13 protein-coding genes are annotated in these 22,747 nt (G+C 36.2%); 9 read left to right on the top strand and 4 right to left on the bottom strand.

Annotation, left to right across the window (positions count from 1 at the left end; translation table 11 throughout):
* Window positions 1-72 precede the first annotated feature (72 nt).
* The 9 genes from HHU12_RS07465 to HHU12_RS07425 all read left to right on the top strand — a co-directional run bounded on the left by HHU12_RS07465 (window position 73) and on the right by HHU12_RS07425 (window position 16,217).
* Window positions 73-3,219 (top strand): VPS10 domain-containing protein, encoded by a 3,147-nt coding sequence (locus HHU12_RS07465; RefSeq protein WP_169656125.1) that lies wholly within the window; start codon window positions 73-75, stop codon window positions 3,217-3,219.
* 17 nt (window positions 3,220-3,236) lie between these two features.
* Window positions 3,237-5,072 carry an Ig-like domain-containing protein gene (locus HHU12_RS07460; protein ID WP_169656124.1) on the top strand — a complete coding sequence of 612 codons (1,836 nt, stop codon included), beginning with the start codon at window positions 3,237-3,239 and terminating at the stop codon, window positions 5,070-5,072.
* 7 nt (window positions 5,073-5,079) lie between these two features.
* On the top strand, window positions 5,080-6,738 hold the full coding sequence (locus HHU12_RS07455) for an apiosidase-like domain-containing protein (RefSeq protein WP_205959812.1): 1,659 nt from the start codon (window positions 5,080-5,082) through the stop codon (window positions 6,736-6,738).
* Window positions 6,739-6,750: 12 nt separating this feature from the next.
* Complete coding sequence (locus tag HHU12_RS07450; protein ID WP_169656123.1) at window positions 6,751-7,134, top strand: hypothetical protein; 384 nt, start codon at window positions 6,751-6,753, stop codon at window positions 7,132-7,134.
* 736 nt (window positions 7,135-7,870) lie between these two features.
* Complete coding sequence (locus tag HHU12_RS07445; protein ID WP_169656122.1) at window positions 7,871-8,230, top strand: hypothetical protein; 360 nt, start codon at window positions 7,871-7,873, stop codon at window positions 8,228-8,230.
* A gap of 172 nt (window positions 8,231-8,402) precedes the next feature.
* Window positions 8,403-10,931 carry a glycoside hydrolase family 2 TIM barrel-domain containing protein gene (locus HHU12_RS07440; RefSeq protein ID WP_169656121.1) on the top strand — a complete coding sequence of 843 codons (2,529 nt, stop codon included), beginning with the start codon at window positions 8,403-8,405 and terminating at the stop codon, window positions 10,929-10,931.
* A 58-nt stretch (window positions 10,932-10,989) separates the two neighbouring features.
* Window positions 10,990-12,441, top strand: coding sequence for a glycoside hydrolase family 28 protein (locus HHU12_RS07435; RefSeq protein WP_169656120.1), 1,452 nt, complete (start codon window positions 10,990-10,992; stop codon window positions 12,439-12,441).
* Complete coding sequence (locus HHU12_RS07430; RefSeq protein WP_169656119.1) at window positions 12,410-13,963, top strand: sulfatase-like hydrolase/transferase; 1,554 nt, start codon at window positions 12,410-12,412, stop codon at window positions 13,961-13,963. The genes HHU12_RS07435 and HHU12_RS07430 overlap by 32 nt, the downstream gene beginning before the upstream one ends.
* 46 nt (window positions 13,964-14,009) lie before the next feature.
* Window positions 14,010-16,217 carry a glycoside hydrolase family 3 C-terminal domain-containing protein gene (locus HHU12_RS07425; protein ID WP_169656118.1) on the top strand — a complete coding sequence of 736 codons (2,208 nt, stop codon included), beginning with the start codon at window positions 14,010-14,012 and terminating at the stop codon, window positions 16,215-16,217.
* A gap of 256 nt (window positions 16,218-16,473) precedes the next feature.
* Here the strand turns inward: HHU12_RS07425 and HHU12_RS07420 are convergent, their stop codons facing one another.
* The 4 genes from HHU12_RS07420 to HHU12_RS07405 all read right to left on the bottom strand — a co-directional run bounded on the left by HHU12_RS07420 (window position 16,474) and on the right by HHU12_RS07405 (window position 22,030).
* Window positions 16,474-17,106: a hypothetical protein gene (locus tag HHU12_RS07420; RefSeq protein ID WP_169656117.1), complete on the bottom strand. Its 633-nt coding sequence runs from the start codon at window positions 17,104-17,106 to the stop codon at window positions 16,474-16,476.
* A 79-nt stretch (window positions 17,107-17,185) separates the two neighbouring features.
* Complete coding sequence (locus tag HHU12_RS07415; RefSeq protein ID WP_169656116.1) at window positions 17,186-19,222, bottom strand: hypothetical protein; 2,037 nt, start codon at window positions 19,220-19,222, stop codon at window positions 17,186-17,188.
* A 443-nt stretch (window positions 19,223-19,665) separates the two neighbouring features.
* On the bottom strand, window positions 19,666-20,280 hold the full coding sequence (locus HHU12_RS07410) for a hypothetical protein (protein ID WP_169656115.1): 615 nt from the start codon (window positions 20,278-20,280) through the stop codon (window positions 19,666-19,668).
* Window positions 20,281-20,533: 253 nt separating this feature from the next.
* Window positions 20,534-22,030 carry an ATP-binding protein gene (locus tag HHU12_RS07405; RefSeq protein WP_169656114.1) on the bottom strand — a complete coding sequence of 499 codons (1,497 nt, stop codon included), beginning with the start codon at window positions 22,028-22,030 and terminating at the stop codon, window positions 20,534-20,536.
* Window positions 22,031-22,747 lie beyond the last annotated feature (717 nt).

Raw genomic sequence — 22,747 nt, 5'->3', positions numbered from 1 at the left:
ATTTTAATTACAAAAGTTTACACAAGTAGACTTCGCTTTTTCCCTTTTACACTTTAATAGAGCACACTATCTATGCAAAGAACAACTACTACTCTGATTTTTTTAAGCTTACTGCCTTTCCTAGGATGGGCACAAGATCCAGCTTTCTTTTCTACATTGAAAAATGAAAGAATGACTTCAAGTAACAAGATCACTTGGAGTCAGTTTGGCCCTGGAAACGCAGGTTATGTCAATTTTTTAAGGTATCACCCTACCAATCCAGATATTTGTCTGACTTCTCCAGATATGCACAATACTTATCAGACGGAGGACAATGGTAAAACATGGTACACGGTAAAAGATCCTGATGGAACAGGTCTTTATGTGAGGAGATTGGCCGATATGTACTATTCAGAAAAGGAACCGAAATTTGGATTAGCCATAGAAGGGTCACGTTGTTTTACGACAAATGATACCGGTAAAAGCTGGCAATATCAAAACAATTGTCCATGGTATGATAACGATAATCAAGGTTTTGATAAGAAAGGCTGGTACGCCAAAGTTTCAGCGATTGGTTTAGATCCTCAAGATGAAAAAGTATGGTTGGTAGGAGCAGGGGCTCACCCTAGAGGACAGTCGCATTTAGGGTGGAATACCATGACAAAAATTAATCAAGCCACTCCTAGAGGAAGAGAGAATATTCATTATAAAAAAGAATTTCAAGGGAAGATCTGGAGAACAGAAAATGCAGGTCAAAGCTGGACGGAACTGACTTCTGGAATTAATGAGAAAGCACAGTTTTGTAGAATCATTGTCCATCCCAATGACAATAATATCGTCTTTGCCGCTTCAAATTATGGTTTGTATAAATCATCGGATAAAGGAACAACTTGGTCACAAATTGGTGTAGATGCATTTGATAATAATACCATGATGGATATGGATTATTATTTCAATGCTGAAACGAAAGAATTTGTTCTGTATGTAATAGATCAAGTACGTTATTTTGCTGATGGCACTACAACTAGAAACACAGGAGGTATCTTCAAGTCGGAAGATAATGGTGATACTTGGGTAAAGAGCAATGGCAACTTGTACCTTGATTTAAACGAGTTGACCGGTGGTGTAAGTTGGAATTACTATCAATACATCCAGAAATGGTTTCAGTTTTCTACTACACAAGATGCACAGAAAGCCTATCCACAATTGCCTACAAAAGCACTGCAGTTTTTCAATTCCATCAATGTAGATCCTAGTGATCCTAACACTTTGTATGTTGGCTTTTACGATGCACAAACACAGTATTCAATTCTTCCGGGAAGGCTTTGGAAAACTGAAAACCGAGGGGAAACATGGATCAATGTAGCACGTGATTTTCAAACAGCTTGGGAAAATGATAAAGATTTCTGGACCAAAAGAAACAACCCTTTTGATGATAATATGGAAGAAGGGCATTTGATAACCTCACAACAATTCAAAGACAATTACCCTTTACGATCGATGCGTTATTGCTCTGTCAACAAACGTGGAGATGTGATGTTATTGTTCTCTCATAATACCTTTTTAAGCACAGATAAAGGTGCCACTTGGAAGCAAGTGGATGAAGATTATACAGTAGAAGGTTATTTGGTAGGAAGAGGAAACTCTAATCATCCGGGTTCAGTGATTCATCAAGACAAGCGTTTAGGTGAGGGAATCATGTATTTGGGTTCTGGAGAACATCAACTTTGGAAAACCACAGACAAACGTTTAGATGATAAAATAGCGGTAGAATTTTTAGAAGAATCTGCTGAAACTGTCTTTGCGGTGACTACTCACCCATTGGATGAAAATATTGTATTTACTACTTCTATGCGTCAAAAGCATATGGAAAATATCATGCGTTCTGAAGATGCAGGAAAGACTTGGGAAGTATGGGGAAATGCTACCGATGGAGAATGGTATATGCGTACGAATCAGTTGACCATAGATCCTCGTCAACCTGAGTTTATGTACTTTGGGGTGAATATCAATAAAGAAGTAGACTTACAGAAACAAGGTGGTTTCTTTGCTTCTACAGATGGAGGTAAGCAGTTTAATAGAAGAAATAATGGCCTGCCAACATGGCCAAAAGTAGTGGATATAGAATTTGATCCTAGAGATAATTCTTATGCGTCCCTTTTTGTGGCTTGCCAATACAATAAGGAAAAAGGAAAAGAGAAAGGTGGGCTTTTCTTCAGTAATAACAGAGGGGAGTCGTGGACACAAATTACAATTCCATCACAAATTGAAGGAGTAAATAGCATCACATTTGATCATACACAGAGAATCTACATTACAGGAGGTCGTGAAGATGGAGCTTTTGATAATGGAGGAGCTTGGTACTCGGATGATTTTGGAACAACATGGACACAGATTTTTACAGGTGAATACGGTTTTCAGTTTGATGTTTCACCCTTCGATCACAACTGCTTAGTATTGATCAATGGCGATAAATCACTAAACCCAGGAGTGTATTTAAGTGAGGACAGAGGTTTGCATTGGACTAAAAATAACTTGACGATCGGACAGCCTGACAAGATCACTGATATCGCATTTGATGTTCAGATTCCTGACCGTATCATCATGACTGTACTAGGAAGTGGTTTTCTGGAGGGAAAATATGCTGATGGTAAAGCTAGTCGTAAAATCACTGTAGAAAAGCAAACCTTAAAATTAAAACTGGATACAAATCATCAAATGAATGTTGCGACTGATGGACTCGATCAAAACACTTTGCTGTACAAGTCGGCCAATGACGAAATAGCTACTGTTTCGACAGCAGGAGAAATTGAAGCAAAATCTATCGGTTTAGTGAAGGTTTGGGTGACTTCAAATGATGGGCAATATTCTGATTATGTATTACTCACAGTAACTGAGGATGACGCTTCAGAGGGCGAAGAAGAGGAAGAAAATGAAGGAGAAGAAGGGGGAAACGAAGAGGAGGAAGAAAACCCTGAAGAAGAAGTACCAACCTCTATTGATCCCACTTCTAAAACGAACTATCAAGTTTACCCTCAGCCTATTGACAGGGTAATGAAAATAAAATCATTGACACAACCAACAACTATATATATCTACACAACAACAGGAAACTTGATTTTAAATAAGAATATTCTACCTGAAGAGAATATCAATTTAAATGCATTACATACAGGTGTGTATATCTGTAAGTTCTCCCAAAACAACACTATTTATACAATCAAATTACTCAAAAAATAACGTTAACAATTTTAATTATGAGAAGTACAAAATTTACCATTCTAACATTACTTTTAATCTGTGTTTCAAATTTTGGTTTCAGCCAGAAAAACATCCACTATGGGGAAGATTTCATTGCTTTTGAAGCGGAAGATACGGACTCTCCATTGGGAAAATGGAAGCTGAGAACACCAGAAGATCCGCTCTACTATAAAGGAGATGGAATTGAAGCACTCAACCAAACTTACATTGAGTTTACAGGAGCCTGGGCTTCTAAAGAATCTCCTTTGACGTACAAATTCACTTGTAAAAAATCAGGTGATTATAGAATGTTGATGCGTTTGTATCAACCCTTGACAGAAGATGAAAAAGGGGATCAGAAAAACGACATGTTTGTTCGTTTGGAAGGAAATTATACCAGTGCTACGACCAAACCGAAATCAGAACTAGAAAAAGACCATAAATTCTGGGGAAGAGGTGTAAGAGTTTGGGGAACTTGCCACAGCTTGGAAATTGGTTCACACGCTCATGCTACTTATGGTTTAATAGAAGGGGAGGAATATACTTTGGTGATGTCCGGAAGATCAGCCGGAGCGAGCATTGATTATATTCTTTTCTATTTGGATAACCCTCCAAAAGCAATTGGCAATCAAGATCTAGCACTGCAGTTTCCAGAGGAATACAGACCTTTTGTAACTCCAACGGGTATTTCTATTTTACCAGCAGATATTACAAAAGTCCGTAAAGGAGCATCATTGCAGTTTGATGTAGATTTACAGCCGGTCAACACACAAAAAGAAGTGACTTGGGTTTCATCTGATGAGGCTGTTTTGACAGTAGAAAATGGAAATGTCACCGCTGTAGGTGAGGTAGGAGCATCAGCAACGATTACAGTGACCACCACTAACGGAATATCTGAAAGCTTTACTTTGACAATTGAAGAATGGTATGCTTTGGCAGTAGAAAGTATTGAAGTGAACCCTAATCCTATTGTGGTTTCAGCGACTAAAACACTTCCTGTTACTTTCAACGTTCTTCCTTTTGGAGCCGATAATCCAGAAGTGGAATGGGAAATAAAAGATACATCTATTGCCACAATTGATGAAAATGGAGTCATAACAGGCGTTGCCGAAGGACAGACAACTTTGGTGGTGAAATCAAAAGAAAATAATGAAATATCAACAGAGGTAGATATTACGGTGGGGCAATATGTGGAAAGCTTTATCGAGTTCACGGATTCAGATGAGTTATTAACTACTCAATATGAGATCGGAAGTGCCATGCCTGTGAAATTTGAATATCACGCAGGAACAGGTGAAACAGTGGGTGAATCCATCAAACTAAAATTACGATATATCAAAAGTGATGGAGGATGGCAAGTGATCAGTGATATTTCAGTGGATCTGGAAGATTATATAGGTACGGTAGAAGGTGTGGTAGAAACAGAAATTCCATTGGCAGATATCAAGCCCATCACTGAAATTGCGTCTAACGAGTTCTACTATCTTTTTGTACAGATGACGACTTCAAGCGGTATAAAAAAGAATGTAGGAGTACAGCCAATTCAGATCATTAAAGGAGAAGAAAAAGAGGAAGAAGGCGGTGAGGAAACGCCTCCAGTTACAAGCATAAATAATCAAGTTCTCACGGGAACTACACTATATCCGAATCCAGCAAGCGGGGCGTTCAATATCCGTTCATATGAAAATGCATCAGGTGCATTCAGCATTATGGATATAAACGGTAAACTGATGAAACAAGGAACGTTTGTTTCCAATGTTCAGAATGATATCTCTGATCTGCCAGCGGGATTCTATTTAGTACAAATACAGGTAGCAAAAGGCAGTGCGGTCTTTAAGTTACTGATAGAATAATTAGCTTATGAAAACTTACTTTTTAACCTTGATCTGTTTAGTGGTGTTTATGCCGTTAAGTTATGGTCAAATTAAAATTTGGAAAACCAAAAAAGAAAAACAACAAATTCACACTCCTCAATGGGGTGTGAATGACATTATCTTCAAAAGTAAAAGGAAGGTAAATGATCCCCTCAAAAAAGAGATTTATGCTTTGGTGAAGGGAGAGGGTGAGAACACTCAAAAAATACCTTTGTTTTATAATGGAAATAATGAGTGGGTCTTTCGCTATTCAAGTGCAGTGGAAGGGGTGAAAACTTATGTCCTGACTTCAGAATTGAAAGAATTTGAAGGAAAGAAAGGGCAGATTACGGTCACTAAAAATGAAAAAGAGGGCCGTCATGGAGGTGTTGTTTTACATAAAGACAACCCTCAACATTTCTTCTATGAAGATGGAAAGCATTACTTCAATATGGCTTTTGAATGTGATTGGCTTTTTGCTTTGGATTATGGAAAAGAGGATTTGCCAAAGACCAAGCATCTCTTGAATGTATTGGAAGATTACCAATTCAATCAGGTGGTGATGAACGTTTATTCTTATGATGTAAAATGGAAAAAAGACCCCAAATTAGCGGATTTTCCTGAGTTTGAATACGGAGGAAGAGAAGACATTTATCCCTTTTTAGGCTCCAACTCTCAACCGGATTTTAGCACGTTAAATCTTGAGTTTTTTCAACATTTTGATCAAGTAATCTCAGAAATGCACGACAAAGAAATCGTTTCTCACTTGATGATCTATGTATGGAATAAAATGGTGAATTGGCCAGAAATGAATTCAGCTTCTGATAACTTGTATTACGACTATGTCATCAAAAGATATCAAGCCTTTCCAAACATCATTTGGGATGTTTCAAAAGAAGCACTTTTATACGGAAGGGCAACTGAAGAATACATCAACGAAAGAATTGATAGAGCTAGAAATCTGGATGCATATAACCGTCTGATCTCTGTTCATGACTTTGGATTTTGTAAAAGAAACAAAGAGAAAGTGGATTTTATATCCATGCAAAATTGGCAACATACCCTTTATCAGAATATGCTTCAAGCAAGAAACGACTTTAAAGAAAAACCTGTCTTTAACATTGAACATGGAGGCTACGAAGAAAGTCCATTCCGTGTTTTTCCAGGAGCATATATTAACGCTGAGGCATGTTTAAGAAGAAACTATCAATGCCTTTTTGCAGGAGGTTACACAACTTATTATTGGCAGGGTGCTTCATGGAATGTGGTCATTCATAATCCATTTGAACAGCCAGCCCATTTCAAAAAGCCTCATTTTGAATACTTCAAGCATATGAGAACACTTTTTGAACACTATAATTTTGAAAATTTTGTACCTCTCTCTCATCACAATTCTAGCGGGTTTAATCTCACCAACAAAAAAGATGGTGTGGTGATGATGTACACCCCAAAGGAAAATCAGTGGATTGGGGTGCATAAAGTTCTAAAGAAAAATTTTGACTATTCAAAAGCCCAACAACAGTGGTTTAATACACTGACGGGTGAATATTCAGAAAAGGAAAATTACAACACTGAACCTTTCGATTTTTGGTATGAAAGACCATGGAAAGGGGAGGCAGATGTGATACTTATAATTTCAAATTTAAAATCAAATTCAGTTAACTAAACAACGTAAATTATGAAAAAGATTATCGCTTTATCGGTATTAGTCCTTATGTCAGTAGTAGCATTTGCTCAAAACACTCCTGTTCCAAAGTGGGTGAAAAATAATGCTGAAAACTACGTCGAGTTTGCTACAAAAGAGTGGAAGCTATCAAAAGAACAACAAGAGGTGATTTATGATTACCGATTGGATTTAATGGTGAAACGCTCACAAGTTTACAAGCAAAAGAAAGAGGGAGAATTGACGCAAGAAGAAGCGAAAACAAAAATTCAAGCTATTCAGAAAGAAGCTTCTCAAAAGTTCACCAAATACTTAAACATCAAATGGAAAGAGTACTACAGAGTGGACAAGGCTTTTAACGAAGCTCAAAAAGCAAAGAAGGCGCAGAAAAGTAAATAAGCATATAAAGAATGTGGTTCGTGCACCATAGTTAAAATTATGGGCAAGAGATCAAGCAACCTCAACAAATAGTCTTGAAGGAAAACATCACTTCAGTGTTGTTGGAGTCAGTATCACTAGCCCATGACTTCAGTCGTGGTGTACGCAACACCAACTTTCGATATAGATGAATTTAAATCAGAAGAGAAACCTGCTATACATTGAAAATGTAAAAAGAGTATTGTTTAAGTACAAAGTCAAAAATAAATCATAGTTAATTCTAATTTATTTTTTGTGAGTACAACGCTAAAAAACGTATTAATAGTGGTTCTATTAAAAGTTTTTTGAAGGAAGTAATCGCAAAACAATAAATAGAATTAGTATGAGATAATTTTGAATTTGTACTTAAGATAAATTAAATCGCAGGTAGTAATGATTCAGTATTCTTTTACATCAGATTTGTGTATCGGGTTTCTCTTTTTATAAGTACAAAAAAGTCTACAACTAGCGCAAGTGTTAAACGAAGTGTCACTTGTGCTTGTAACTGCTATAAGTCTGTAGACTTATAGGAAAGTCAAATAGTTCTAAAAGTCTTCAGACTTTTTCTAGATATAGGTCCAAGTAAAGCTTTCAGCTTAAGACTTGAACCAGTTTTAGAAAAACATCAAAGACTTGCAGAAACCTCCATTGAAAGCTGACGCTAAATTAATTCACAAAAAAATTACAATCTCATTGAAATAAATAATCTAATTAAATCATGAAAAAGATCATTATCCTATCTATCCTATTATTTTCCTCCATTTTTTCATTTGCACAAACCACCCCAACCCCAGGAGAGTGGGTAAAGAAAAGTGCAGAGCATTATATAGAATTTGCAAGCAAAGAATGGAACCTTACAGAAGTTCAGAAAGAAGAAGTTTACAATTACTACCTTAACTTTTTGGCCTTTCGATCTTATTACTTCAAAAGAAAACAAGAGGGAACTTTGACCTCAGAAGAAACGACTTTATTAGTCAAATCTATCCAACAAGAAACCACTCAGAAGATCACAAAATACCTTGGGATTGACTGGAGAGAGTATTACAGAGTCAATCGAGAGTACATGAAACGAGGTTAAATGTGTGTATTTAATAAACTGATTGTGTGTTTCTTTTTTAAATTAGAGGGGGTTGAAAAAAATCATTAAAGGGGGGATAAATTTATAATATTTCAAATTGATATATTTTAAACGAACAATCTTATGCTTCCTTCATTTCTTTGTCTTAAACTAGACGTTAACAACAGAAGAAATGAAAAGAATAATTGTATTACTATTGGGACTTTGGATGATGTCGTGCTCCCAACAACAAGCAAACTTACAAAGAGAAATAGACTTTAACTTTGATTGGAAATTTACATTGGTCGAAGATACATTGCCTCCTAACAATGTGCCCTTAGCAGATCAAGATTGGAGGGATATCAGACTGCCTCATGACTGGAGTGTAGAAGCTTCTTTTGATTCCACTTTAGAAGGATGTGTGGGGTATTTACCTGGCGGTGTAGGTGTTTACCAAAAACATTTTAAAACGCCGGTTGATTTAGAAAAACAAAATGTCTTTGTCCTTTTTGATGGTGTGTATAACAATGCCACTTTTTGGATCAATGGCAAAAAATTAGGAGTCAATCCTTATGGTTACTCACCCGTTTATTACGACTTATCAAGTTACCTCAAAACCAATGGAGAAGAAAATAGTATTACCGTTCATGTAGATCATTCTCGTTTTGCGGATAGCAGATGGTATACCGGAAGTGGGATCTATAGAAATGTAAAATTGATTACGGTAGATAAATTACATATTCCAATTTGGGGTACTTTTATCACAACGCCTGAAGTAACGAAAGAGGCCTCGAAAGTGCATCTTCAAATCGAACTGGAAAATAATTACACTACGGATCAAAATGTAGAAGTAGTGACAAGCATAGTAGATGCAAAAGGAACTGAACTTTCAAAAGCAACTTCAAACACTTCTCTAAAATCGAATCAAAGAAATAAAATCACTCAAGACTTTACAGTAAAATCGCCGAAGTTATGGTCACCGGAATCACCTACGCTTTATAGTGCATTGACACAATTGAAAGTAGATGGCAAAGTAGTGGATGAATACAGCACACCTTTTGGTATTCGTACAATTGAATTTAAGGTAGATGAAGGTTTTTATTTAAATGGTGAAAATACATTGGTAAAAGGCGTTTGTTTGCATCACGATGCGGGTCTTGTAGGAACGGCAGTGCCTTTGGGTATTTGGGAACGTAGATTGAAGCTTTTGAAAGAAGGTGGAGTGAATGCAATCCGTACTTCTCACAATCCTTTCTCCAAAGAATTCTTAGACCTTTGTGACCGTATGGGTTTCCTTGTTCAGCATGAGCTATTTGATGAGTTTGATTACGCAAAAGATAAGCGACAAAATTTCCATGATCGTCATTCAGATTATGCCACAAGAGGATATGATGAGCATTTTCAGCAATGGGCGAAGAGTGATTTACAAAGAACGATGCGTAGAGATCGTAATCACCCGTCTGTATTCCAATGGAGTATCGGTAATGAGATAGAATGGACGTATTTACATTATAGATATATCACAGGGTTTTACACTGATCCTAAGAATCCGAATAAGAACAAAGGATTTTTTGGCAAACCACCAATGTTTACACCTGAAGAGTTAAAGGTGAGATATGACAATTGGGAAAAAGGGGAATATATCCTTGCTGAAACAGCCAAAAAACTAAATGATTGGGTGAAAGAAATGGATGATACTCGTCCTACTACGGCCAACTTGATTATTCCGCAAGTAAGTCATGTTAGTGGTTATGCGGATGCCGTAGATATTCCCGGTTATAGTTACAGAAACGTGATTTTCCCTTGGACGAAAAAATATTTCCCGAATACACAAGTGACTACCAACGAATGCCCTGGTACATGGGACGATTGGAAGCAGGTATTAGAGTACCCTGGCGTATTCAGTATTTTTATGTGGACGGGTATTGATTATATCGGGGAAAGAAATGAACGTTGGCCAGAGAAAAGTGCTTGGGGTGATATGTTGGACTTGGCAGGTTTTAAAGTAACGGGGTGGAATTATTTTAAGAGCATCTGGAAAGACGAACCACACATTTCCATTGGCACTTTACCATTGAAAAAATCTGGTTTTAAAGCACATGAAATGTCTGGGTTGCCCGTAGCGAAGAACAAAGGTTCATACAAATGGAGAAATAGTAACTGGCATTGGAATTATAAAAAAGGAGAAAAAGTATTGGTGGAAGTGACTTCCAATTATGCTACGGTAGAGTTGCTATTGAATGGAAAATCATTGGGCTACAGAAGTATGTCAGATAGTCCGGGTAGAATTATGCGTTGGGTAGTGCCTTTTGAAGAAGGAGAGTTGGTAGCAAGAGCAAAATTCGGAAAGGAAGAAACAGTAGCTACATTAAAGTCGGCTGGAAAACCTTCTCAATTCACTATCTCAGCAGATAAAAAACAATTGAAAGCAGATGCTTATGATGTATCACATATTGTATTTCAGTTAAAAGATAAAGAAGGAATTCCAGTGAAGACAGAGGATGTGAGGGTGACTTTTGAAGTAGAAGGAAATGCCAAACTATTAGGAGTAGACAATGGCGCTTGGACAAATATTCAAGATTTCCAATCGAATACTTTAACCACTTCCCAAGGGAGAGCCTTGACCATCATTCAAACTACCAAAGAAGCAGGCGATATTAAAATAACCGCCAAAGCGGAGGGATATCCTGATCAAACTATTAATCTTAAATCGACTCACTAATCATCACAAGCCCACGACTTAAGTCGTGGGCTTGTGATGATAGAAAATAATAAATGACATGAAAAATAACGTCTTCTTTTTGATCACTTACTTATTCTCTTTATCACTTTTTGCTCAAGAAAAAGTACTAAAAGTTACTGACTTTGGCGCAAAGGGAGATAGTACAACATTGAACACCGTTTATTTTCAACAGGCCATTGATGCTTGTGAGAAAGAGGGTGGTGGAATTGTAAAAGTTGATAGGGGAGTGTTTCGGATAGGGACTATTTTTCTAAAGGATAATGTAAAGCTGTGGGTGTCCGAAGGAGCAAAAATCATAGGGAGTGAAAACCCTTTTGATTATAAAAGTATTGCTCCTTTTGTGGATGCCACAGGACAACCGAGAGGAAAATGTTTGATCGGTGCTGAAAAAGCGAAAGGTATTGCTATTTACGGAAAAGGGGTGATTGATGGTCAGGGTGAAAACTTTTTATATGAACCTATGAATGCCACTTTGAAGGAATTAGGTGTGCCGAAGGAAAAAAGAAAACAGTTAATTGCAGATCGTCCTTTTTTAGTGAGATTGGTAGGGTGTGAAGACATCAAAATTCATCAAATCACTTTAAGACAATCTTCAGCATGGACTTTACACTTTTTTCAATGCAAAAATGCTGAGGTAGATGCTATTAATATTTACAGTCATGCCCACCGCAATAATGATGGAATTGATATAGACTCAAGCACAGATATTACGATCAAAAACGCTAAGATTGATGCGGGTGATGATGCTGTGTGTATAAAAGCAACAAGTCCACTGCCTACGCAAAATGTAGATGTGCAAGACTGTATTTTGAAAAGTGATTGGGGAGCGATCAAGTTCGGAACGGAATCAATGGGTGATTTTAAAAATATCCATATTCGTGATTGTGTGATTAAGGAAACGCTTGGAGGGGGAATTAAAATCTTAAGTGTGGATGGAGCTAATATTGAAAATGTGATCATTGAAAACATCAAAATGTACGGTGTAGATATGCCAATTTTTGTTCGTTTGGGAGAACGCTTAAGAACGTATAGAAATGCACCTCAAGAAGAAGTGGGAAGTATGAAAAATATCCTATTAAAGAACATCTATGCGGAAGTTTTACCTCAAGAAAAAACGAGGGTAAAAGTACCTAGTGGTATTTTAATAACGGGTACAGATCAGCATAAAATTGAGGACTTTCATTTAGAGAAAATTGAAATCAAAATCAAGAGTGAAAGTGAGCAATTAGAGGTGAATACGGAAGTGCCCACTTTGGAGAGAAAATACCCGGAATACATTCCTTTTGGAGTTTTGCCAGCGTATGGAATGTATGCTAGAAATATTAAAAATATAACTCTTAAAAACCTTCATTTTTATCAAGAAGGGCAGGATAAGAGGTTCCCTATTTTGTTTTCTAATGTAGAACATAATACTTCTAAAAACCTTAAAGTAAACAATGATAAAGTAACGATCCACTATGCAAACTCTGATACCGAAAAAGATTTATAAAATAGTATTTCTACTGCTCCTTTTTGGTGGAAAAGCCTTTGGTCAACAACCTAATGTAGTATTGATTTATACCGATGATCACCGCTACAGTGGTATTCATGCATTAGGAGGTCAGGCGGTAAAAACGCCTCATATGGACCAGCTTTCTGAAGAGGGAGTAGTATTTGATAACGCCTATTTGATGGGTTCTTTTGCAGGAGCGACATGTATTCCAAGCAGAGCAATGTTGCTTTCGGGTCGTCCTCTTTTTCACCTGAAAGGAGTAGGGCACCAAATCCCAAAAGAGCACACCACCATTGCGGAAGCATTTCATAATGCCGGTTATCATTCCCATATCGTTGGGAAGTGGCATCAAGACAAAGCGTCGGTATCAAGAGCGTTTGATTCGGGTGGACAAGTGATGGGGCTGGGAGCCTATTTGGTGGACCATTATAGAATGCCTCTTTGGCAATGGAACGATCAAGGTAAGTTTCCAAAAAGTGATGCTTATCTGATTTCTTATGATAAAAAACAGAATAGAATAAAGGAAAGTTTTACAGCAGAAAAGAGAGAGAAAGGTCCTTTCGGAACAGAAGAAAATGGTCCGCATACCTCTGAGATTTTTGCAGAAGACGCTATTGATTTTATTGAAAATTATAAAAAGGACAATCCATTTTTTATGTACTTGGCTTTTCATGCCCCACATGATCCAAGACAAGCCCCGAAGCGTTTTAAAAAAATGTATCCAGAGGGAAAAATCGAGCTTCCTCCTTCCTATCTGCCACAGCACCCTTTTGATAATGGACATATGTTCCTCAGAGACGAAGCACTTGCGGTATGGCCAAGAACGGAGGCCGTTTCCCAAAAAGAGCTTTCCGATTATTATGCCATTATCACACATTTAGATGAACAAATAGGTAAAGTAATAGCTTCTCTGAAAGCAAGTGGGCAGTATGAAAATACCATTATCGTTTTGGCAGGTGACAGTGGTTTGGCGGTAGGAAATCATGGTCTGATGGGGAAACAAAATGTGTATGATGAAGATGGGTTGCATATCCCTTTTATCATCAGTGGAGGTGCCATCAAAAAACGACAACGTAATAATGCCTTCTGCTATACACATGATATTTACCCCACCATTTGTGATTTGGCCAACGTGAAAATCCCTGCCTCTGTAAAAGGGAAAAGTTTACTGCCGGTCATCAACCAACAAAAGAAGCAGATCAGAGAATATACATATCATGCGTACCGTCAATTTCAGAGAGCGTATAGAAAGGGAGATTATAAACTGATTGAATACGTAAGGGCTCCTGACTTTTCAAAAAAGGACGGTCATTCGGTAAGGGGATCAAGGGTAACGCAACTTTTCAACATTAAAAATGACCCTTGGGAAACACAAGACTTATCGTTCTTTCCAGAACATCAAAATACACTAAAACAAATGCAATCTGAAATCGCACAGGTTGCTCTTAAAGAAGAAGATTATAAGGAAAAAGTAGGTTATGGTTTTGACTTTTGGGACTATTATAAGAACGTGGAATAATTTCCAAATAGAAAAACCTGATATTAATAATTAAATAATGAATGAAATGAAAGCTAAGTTTACAACAATATTATTACTACTATCATTGATAGGTACACTTCACGCACAGGAAGTGAACTTCTCTTATTTTGACGCCTCTTTACCACTGGAAGAAAGAGCAGAAATTTTGGTCAGTCAAATGACTTTGGAAGAGAAAATAGAACAATTACTAAATAGCACGCCGACAATTCCAAGGCTGAATGTTCCCGCATACGATTGGTGGAACGAGGCACTGCATGGAGTAGCAAGAAACGGTAAAGCCACGATTTTCCCTCAAGGAATAGGCATGGCGGCAACATTTGATACTTCATTGGTATTTCAAGTGGCAGATGCGATTTCTACGGAAGCAAGAGCGAAGTTTAAGATCTCCCAAGAGATGGGAAATACAAGCAAATATGCAGGCCTTACTTTCTGGACGCCCAATGTCAATATCTTCCGTGATCCACGTTGGGGAAGAGGACAGGAAACGTATGGTGAAGATCCTTTCTTGACTTCAAAAATCGGTTTGTCATTTGTAAAAGGTTTGCAAGGAACTGACAGTGAAATCTTAAAAACAGCGGCATGTGCCAAGCACTTTGCAGTGCACTCAGGGCCAGAAAGCGTAAGACATACTTTCGACGCTCAACCTACAAAGAAAGATTTATATGAAACGTACTTGCCTGCCTTTGAAGCCTTGGTAGTAGAAGGAAAAGTGGAAGGTGTAATGGGAGCTTACAATGCTGTGTACGGCGTGCCATCTTGTGCAAGCACATTTTTATTAGAGGATATTTTAAAAGAGCAATGGGGTTTTGATGGTTATGTTACTTCAGACTGTGGAGCAATAAATGGTATGTTCTATAAGATGAAATATGTGAAAAGTGCTCCTGAAGCGGCGGCAACTGGATTAAAAGCTGGGGTCAATTTGAATTGTGGTAGAACGTATTTGAAATTGAAAAAAGCAGTGGAGGAAGGCTTAATCACAGAAGAGGAAATCCATGCAAGTGCTGTACAGTTATTCAAAACAAGATTCCGTTTAGGGGTGTTTAACAAAGACAGTAATCACCCTTACTTTAATGTGAAAAAAGAACATATACACAGTGATGATCATGTGGCATTAGCAAGAAAAGCAGCGCAGAAGTCGATCGTTTTATTAAAAAACAAAGACAATATTTTACCGCTTCCAAAAGACATCAAAGTACCATACGTAACAGGTCCATTTGCCAATTCAGCAGATATGTTAATGGGTAGTTATTATGGTATTAGTCCTAATTTAGTCACTATTCTAGAAGGTATCGCTGATAAAGTTTCTTTAGGAACTTCTTTAAATTACAGAAGTGGAGCATTACCCTTCCAAAAGAACTTAAATCCTAAAAACTGGGCACCAAAAGTAGCGGCAGAGTCAGACGTTACCATTTGTGTAGTTGGTATCACAGCAGATATGGAAGGAGAGGAAGTCGATGCGATTGCCTCAGAAAATATTGGTGACCGTAAAGATTTGAAGTTGCCAGAAAACCAGCTCAATTATGTAAAGGAAATTATTGAAAGTAAAAAAGGACCATTGGTGTTAGTGGTAGCAAGTGGAAGTCCAGTTTCATTAGAAGGAATTGAAGAACATTGTGATGCAATTTTACATATCTGGTACCCTGGTGAACAAGGAGGAAACGCAGTAGCTGATATTTTATTCGGTGACGTTTCACCATCCGGAAAACTACCAATCACATTCCCTAAAAGCATCGATCAATTGCCTTCTTACGATGATTATTCGATGAAAGGAAGAACGTATAAGTTTATGAAAGAAGAGCCTTTATTCCCATTCGGGTTCGGTTTGACTTACACAGACATTGCATTGGATCAATTAGAACTTTCATCGTCAACATTAAAACAAAAAGACAAATTGCAACTCACTTTCACAGTAAGCAATACCGGAAAAGTGGACAGTGAAGAGGTAATTCAACTTTATATTTCTCCAAAAAACCAAGAGGAATTAACACCACAATACATCCTACAAGGCTTCCAAAGAATCGCCTTAAAAGCAGGAGAAACGAAAACCTATAATTTTGAATTAGCATCTGATGATTTCAAATTATTTAATGATCAAGGAGAGAAAGAATGGTTAAGAGGAGCGTATGATATCATGATTTCAAATGCATTGCCTTCAGAAAGAAGTGTGGAACTTGGAGCTTCAAAACCATTGGTGAAAACGGTGAAATTGGTGGGGAAGAAATCGAGTAAATAACAATATTAGAACGATAAAAAACTAGGGCTGTAATTGATTTTGCAGCCCTTTTTTTGTGGTGGTTTTTTAAGTACTAGGACTAAAGGAAAAGTTAAAATACCGTACACCATGAATAGATGTCATGGGCTTATGGGAAGCTAAATATTTTAATAAGATGTTGATCAATGAGTTGTCTTCCCAAAGCCTATAATTTCAATTATGGGTCTACGAAACACCTGTTTACTTTTGCCTTAGTGCTTAGTAGAAAGCTCCAATATTATGGCAATAATGAAGAATCAATTTTGAGTGCATCTTCAATATCATCAATAGGTAGGCTAATAGAGATCTCTTCTCCCACTTTATATGAGTCTTCGTCTAGAGGTAATAGGTCAATGTCTAGTCCCTCATTTGTAATTACAAAGTTGGAGTTGTGAGTTGTACTTAAATAATTGTACAAATCATTTTGTGTAAAACTATCCTCATAATTGTTTTCCAAAGCACGCTCCCAACATAATTCCTTAATCTTTTCTATATCTACTACCTCATCAAGATATAATGGACTTTCATTACTCAACTTGTAATTATAATACTTAAGCATTTTCATGGCGTAGGCACCACCTAAAGGTCGGACGTATTTCCTTATAACTAAAGAAATTATATGTGAGTTACTCCCCCCTTCAAAAGAGATGTTTAATTCGTTATCACGTCGTGGTAAATCTTCTAGTTCAATATCCTCTACACTGCACAAGTCTTTCGACTCTTCCAAATCTTCTGATATTTGTGTTTTGATTTGATGATTAATTTCTGAAATCAATGCTCCTTCACCATTTAGAATAGGGTATTCTATAGATATGCTACAATTAATTCCATTAGCCTCTTCAGGCTCTGGCTCCCAGTATATTGTTTCCACAGTTATTGTTTGTTTTGAATGGTTATTATTTTGACTCTTTACCTGATTACAACTAATGATGATCAAAAGAAGAATAGTATTAAATAGAACTTTCATCGATGATGGCCTGAATACGTTTTGGTTTGAATACATGTTTTTTTACTTTCTTAAGAATTTCTACTTCTGAAGCACTTTTTATTTCATCAAGTGTACAAATTTTCTTTTCAATGATATAATCTCGTACTCCTTTGGAGACTTTTACACCCGCACCACCAATACCATCATTGATGGCCATATTAATTAATGAAGTGGTAGACTTTGCAGAAGTAAGCACTGTATTTACTTTTTTACCAGACAAGTTTAGACTTCCTTCTGTTAGGCTCCCCAGCTTCGAATCATTTTTGATGGCCTTATAATCAGCTGATTTTTTATAAGTATCGATCTCTTTTTTACCAAGAAATGTCGATTGTTTTGTTTTTCCGTCCGTTAACTTTTTGACTACTTTAAGATGTGGGACATTTGCTGTGCTTCTAAAACTGAGTTTTGCCGCGGGCTTCACGTACATATTCGCTGCAAGTTTAATCTGAGCCTCCTGCACTTTTGTATCATGTCCTGCCATAATTAAACTTCCAATCAATTTTTCATTACTTCTAATGTAGTCTTCAGCGGTGATTCCTCTTAATTTATCTCCTGTTATCTCATCTACAGCAACGATGGTACTTTTTACTATTTTACCATTTTTCTCAAGGTATTCTACATCAATACCGTAATCCTGGAAATAAGTTTTAAAAGTAGAAGGGTAATCTTTCTTCATAAGTGCAAGCAATGAATTGAAACTTCTACCACCGCCAGCAAATTGAATAAAGCCATAGGAAATAACAGCCTGATCATAGGAGTTGATTGCATCAAAATTACCTTCATGCGTGGAGACATATTTTAAAGCCTTGGCTTGTATGTCTGTTAATCCAAATTTTTTAATGGTAGCAAGATCTACTCCTTGTGCTTTTGCCTTACCCATAATCGAAAGCCCATCCATATTTACAGCATCACCACTTCTTACAAGATTACTGAATGAGTAAGATTGTGTTTTGCCATTTGCCTTAAAAGATAATTTAAACTTTTTGTAAGCGTCTAATAGTAAATAAGTAGAGTCCCCTTTATTGACCACACCTTTAGTAAAACCGGTATTTTCAAGAAAGTTTTCTTTCTTTTTTCTGCCATTTTTTTTCCATTGTTCATTCGCATTTTCTTTGAACTTAGGATGCACTTTTTTGGTTCTCCAATGCTTTATTTTTTTCCAATTTTGGAAAACTTCAATGGCTTTAATGGTCAGTTTTAAGTGCTCTTTCTTGAGTGATTCTTTTCCTTGTAAATAACTATCAGGGTGTTTTTTGAAGATAGCATCACTTCTTTCAGAGTTTTCCTCATCAAACTTTAAAATGCCTAATTCAATCAGTGCATCTTGAACAAGGGTGATGTCTTCGACTTTGTTACCATCATCAATATCACCCACATTCCCTTCAATCTTACTCAAGTCAATTTCTTCAGAAACATCTATGTTTATCGAGTTTCTTTTTTGTTTGATAGCGTTGAGTTGAGTTTCGCTTACTGATGCTTTTTGAATATTCATCAGCTGTAAAGTCTTGCCAGCAGGAGTGACTTTTCCGGAAGGCTTTTTTCTGCTGTCTGCATAACCCACATATTCTACTGTAGCTTCATAACTTTTTATAGCTTCAATTGTATGAGGAATATCTGTATCCTTAACTTTATCAGTATCTTTTTTCTCCTTGAATAAATCTACGCTTTCTTCATCAAAACAACCTTCAGAAAGGAAGCCCAAGTTCATTAATTTCTTTTGAATTTTTTTGACATCAGACACTAAATTTGCCCCTCCAGCACCAACACTTGAGGTCAAGGTAATTTGAGTAGGAGCGGTCTCCTCTTTTTTCGATTGATCTGTTGAATTTTTTAATTGCTGAGAAACCCGTTTCCAGTTTTCTTTATTTTTTTGATCATAATTTTTTAGGGCGTTCTCTTTCTGTTCTTGCGTTAATGTACTCACATGTTGTTGAGTTTCTTCCTCCTCAGATAACTGTAAATGTTCTTGACGCTGGTCATATTGCTTATTTCTTATCATGACTATTTAGTTTATTTGTTTTTGGGAATATTACATTCGACTTCCTGTATGTACAGCCGTTCTACCTAAGCGTTGTTCCATTAGAATTCCTGCAGGGGCTGAATCTCTGCAAATACCAAATTTGGAATCTCGTTTGAAATATTCTTTTCAATAAAAGACAGATAAATTTCATTGTATCAACTTATTTTTAATAAGACCTAATTCTCTTAGAAAGGTATTACTAAGGCTAGTTTCGGTTTTTATTAAGAAGCTTTGATTTGTATTCATAATTACAAACATCTGTACTTTTCAAAAATTGTAATATCTTTTTCGTATGTTAGAAACCAATTACTACCAACGGTATACCAACCTTTTCTTAATGATGCTTTTATTGGCTTATTTTTTAAAAAGACTTCCGTCTTGATCTGACGTCTTAACACTAAGAACAGTGGGGAACAATGAGATCAAAGATCTTTATGTTTTGAGAAAAAAATATTTTCTTTACCATCTATTCCTATATCATAATAAGTTACATTGACATTAAAAAGGTATTCCATATCACAATCAAAATCAGAAAATTTAAATTCTTTATCAATGACATAAAAATTATTCTCACCGTGTAAAGAATCAATAGTACCTGCAGAAAGTAATGATATATCTGTTTCATTATTAATATAATAAGAAACCCTAGACACTCGTGTTCTAGGTATATTAACAAGTTTTGAATACAATTTAAATCCATTCTTTTCTTTTATAACTGAAAAATCTAAAAATGGTGTACCCTTATATGTTGATATCAAATCCGTAGAATCATAACTTACCGTTAGAATTTCTTCTCTTTTTGAAAAGTATTTAAAAGTTTTGAAGGGATGCCCTACTATATGTCCTTCATTATCTCTTATATAGTATTCCTCATAAAAATGTAAATAAATCGAATCAAGATAACCATCTTTTTTAAAAGCATATAAAAGAGTTAAACCGTTATCATCTCTTTCAAGTACCAGATCATTTTTTGGTGAACTCTTAGTACAAGAGTTGAGAATAAAAACTAAAAATAAAAATTTAAATAAATCTCTCATCTTACTTCTTCTTTCTAGGCATATAAACACCGGGACGTACTTCTTTATAATAAATAGTATCCCCAGGTTTTATGTTTTCTGCACCATGATAATCTTTTGAAATTTCATATTGTATTTTTTTATCATCAGGTGGTTTATTGAAATTAAGCCAACCGACCTCTACCAATGTAGATAAAAGTTCAGCTATTCCAGGTGAGGAATTTTTATCATCAATGATTTCGGTGTTCCCTGCTCTTATATCATTTTTGGAGTATTACATTCGACTTCCTGTATGTACAGCCGTTCTACCTAAACGTTGTTCCATTAGAAGTCCTGCAGGGGCTGAATCTCTGCAAATACCGAATTTCGAATCTCGTTTGAAATATTCTTTTTGTAAATGCTTTTCAATAAGAGTCTGATCTATTTCATAAATGTCTTTATCAATACACTCAATAATAACATTGGACATTGCGGAGGCGATGTTAGCACCCGTAACTTGAAATTCTTCTGAAAGTTTCTCAAGAATACCTTCTTTGAAATTAAAAGGTGGAGTGATTGCATTCGACCAAAGCTGTAGTCTCTCTGATTGAAGTGGAAAACCAAATTCAATAATTTCGGATATTCTTCGTAGCATCGCTTTGTCAAAGTGTGTACGGATATCCCTAACGTTAGTAGCAAGAATAACTATTCCATCAAAACGCTCTACCCTTTGTAGCAGGTAAGACATTTCTTGATTTGAGTATTTATCCTTAGCGTCATTGATGTTCTCACTTCTTTTGGTGAACAGCGCATCAGCTTCGTCAATAAATAAAATAGCGTCTTGTCCATCAAGTTTTTGAAAAACTCTCTCCATGGCTTTCTCAAATTCACCAATATATTTAGAAACAACCCTTGAGATATCTAAAGTGTAGGTAGATAAACCATATCTTTTACCAAGCGTTGTAGCCGTAAGTGTTTTACCAGTACCAGGAGGGCCTGCAAAAACATACATTTTATTGGTCTTGATTTTCTTATAAAACGGCTGTTCTTTTTGCCCTTTTACCTTATCTTGAATTCTCAACCAAGTAATAAAGGGATCTAAACTTTCTTTTGTACCGTTGGTGAGTACCACTTCATCAAATTCCATGGAAGAAGTGGCTAATTTTGCAGGAAAGCCAATTTCACTATCCAAAGGAGGATATTTACCACCATGTAAAAACACAACAAAATGTTCTGTTATTTTGATCACAGAAGACATCTTTCCATAAATCTTATCCTTCGAGAAAAGGTATTCAAATGAAATAACATCATTTTTGATAAAAGGGTGATCTTCACTTGTGAAATATAAGAACATTTGCTCCGTAGCTTCTGGAAAGTAAAGATTTAAAAATGCCCTAAAAAAAGGAGTGAACCTTTTCTTTTCTTGATCTAAACCACCTGGAAAGTCATTGATGAGATTGATATCGTCTGATGAAATAAAAAATGGAGTGAATATTTCGTGTTTATATTCCCAAGCATAAGCAAATATCAATAATATGAGGTCATCTTTATTGAGGTTGAGTTTTTTATCAAGCTGAAACAAATAACTACCCGGAAATTGATGGGTAATGGCTTCAAAATGATCAATGTCTGGTGTGGCAAATTGCACGTCTTGATCATTTGCCTCTTTCTCTACAGAATATTGATCAATGGTGTATCGAATGTGCATACTTAGAACATCAACACAAGCTTTTAAAGCTTCTGATAAATCCTCTGTAGTTATTCCTTCGGGTTGTATATTGATGGTTTGCATTTTAATTAGTTTATTCCCAGACTCATTAAAAAATCACCAAATCATCTTATTTAGTATTTAGATTGAAGTTTTGTAGTTAGTTAATTTGCTGGAAAAGTGTATTTAATAACTGATTTTATGTATTACAAACATATTAAAGTTTTTAGACAATAGAAATTTATAAACCTTTAATCTTGCTTTATTCTAATCCATTTAATCTGATTCTTGTTCCTCCAAAACCTAAATCTTATACTTTGTTATTTGTAGTTTCTTTTTTTTCTATTTAAAGGGGATTTTTGTACACCATAGTTAAAACTATGGGCAGGTAATAGCCAAACTTATCATGATTAGAATCTTGAAGGCTGATAACGAAGACAAAACTTTAGTGTTGGTGGAGTCAATATCACTTGCCCATGACTTCAGTCATGGTGCACGTTATTTTGTTTTGATACTTAAGTACTAGGGTAGAAGTTAATGGGATATTTCAGTGAAGAATTAAGAAGAAAATGAACCGTGTTATTACCTGTAAAATGGTTCTTGTTGTGGCTCTACAGAGTGGTACCCTTTCAATTTACATATTCGATAAATGTAGGGATGTTGCACTGCAACGTCCATTGAACCACAATACGGACCACTTAACTTTTCCCTGTTTCAAGTGTTAAGCGACAGCGTACTAACTTAGCATTGTCAAAAGGAAATAAAACTCCTCAGAATAATATTTTGGATTTTCGAGGAGTT

Source organism: Flammeovirga aprica JL-4 (genome assembly GCF_012844305.1).
GTDB classification, from domain to species: Bacteria; Bacteroidota; Bacteroidia; order Cytophagales; family Flammeovirgaceae; genus Flammeovirga; species Flammeovirga aprica.
Note: the sequence above shows the minus strand (reverse complement) of the source record. Positions and strands in the feature narration are given on the sequence as shown.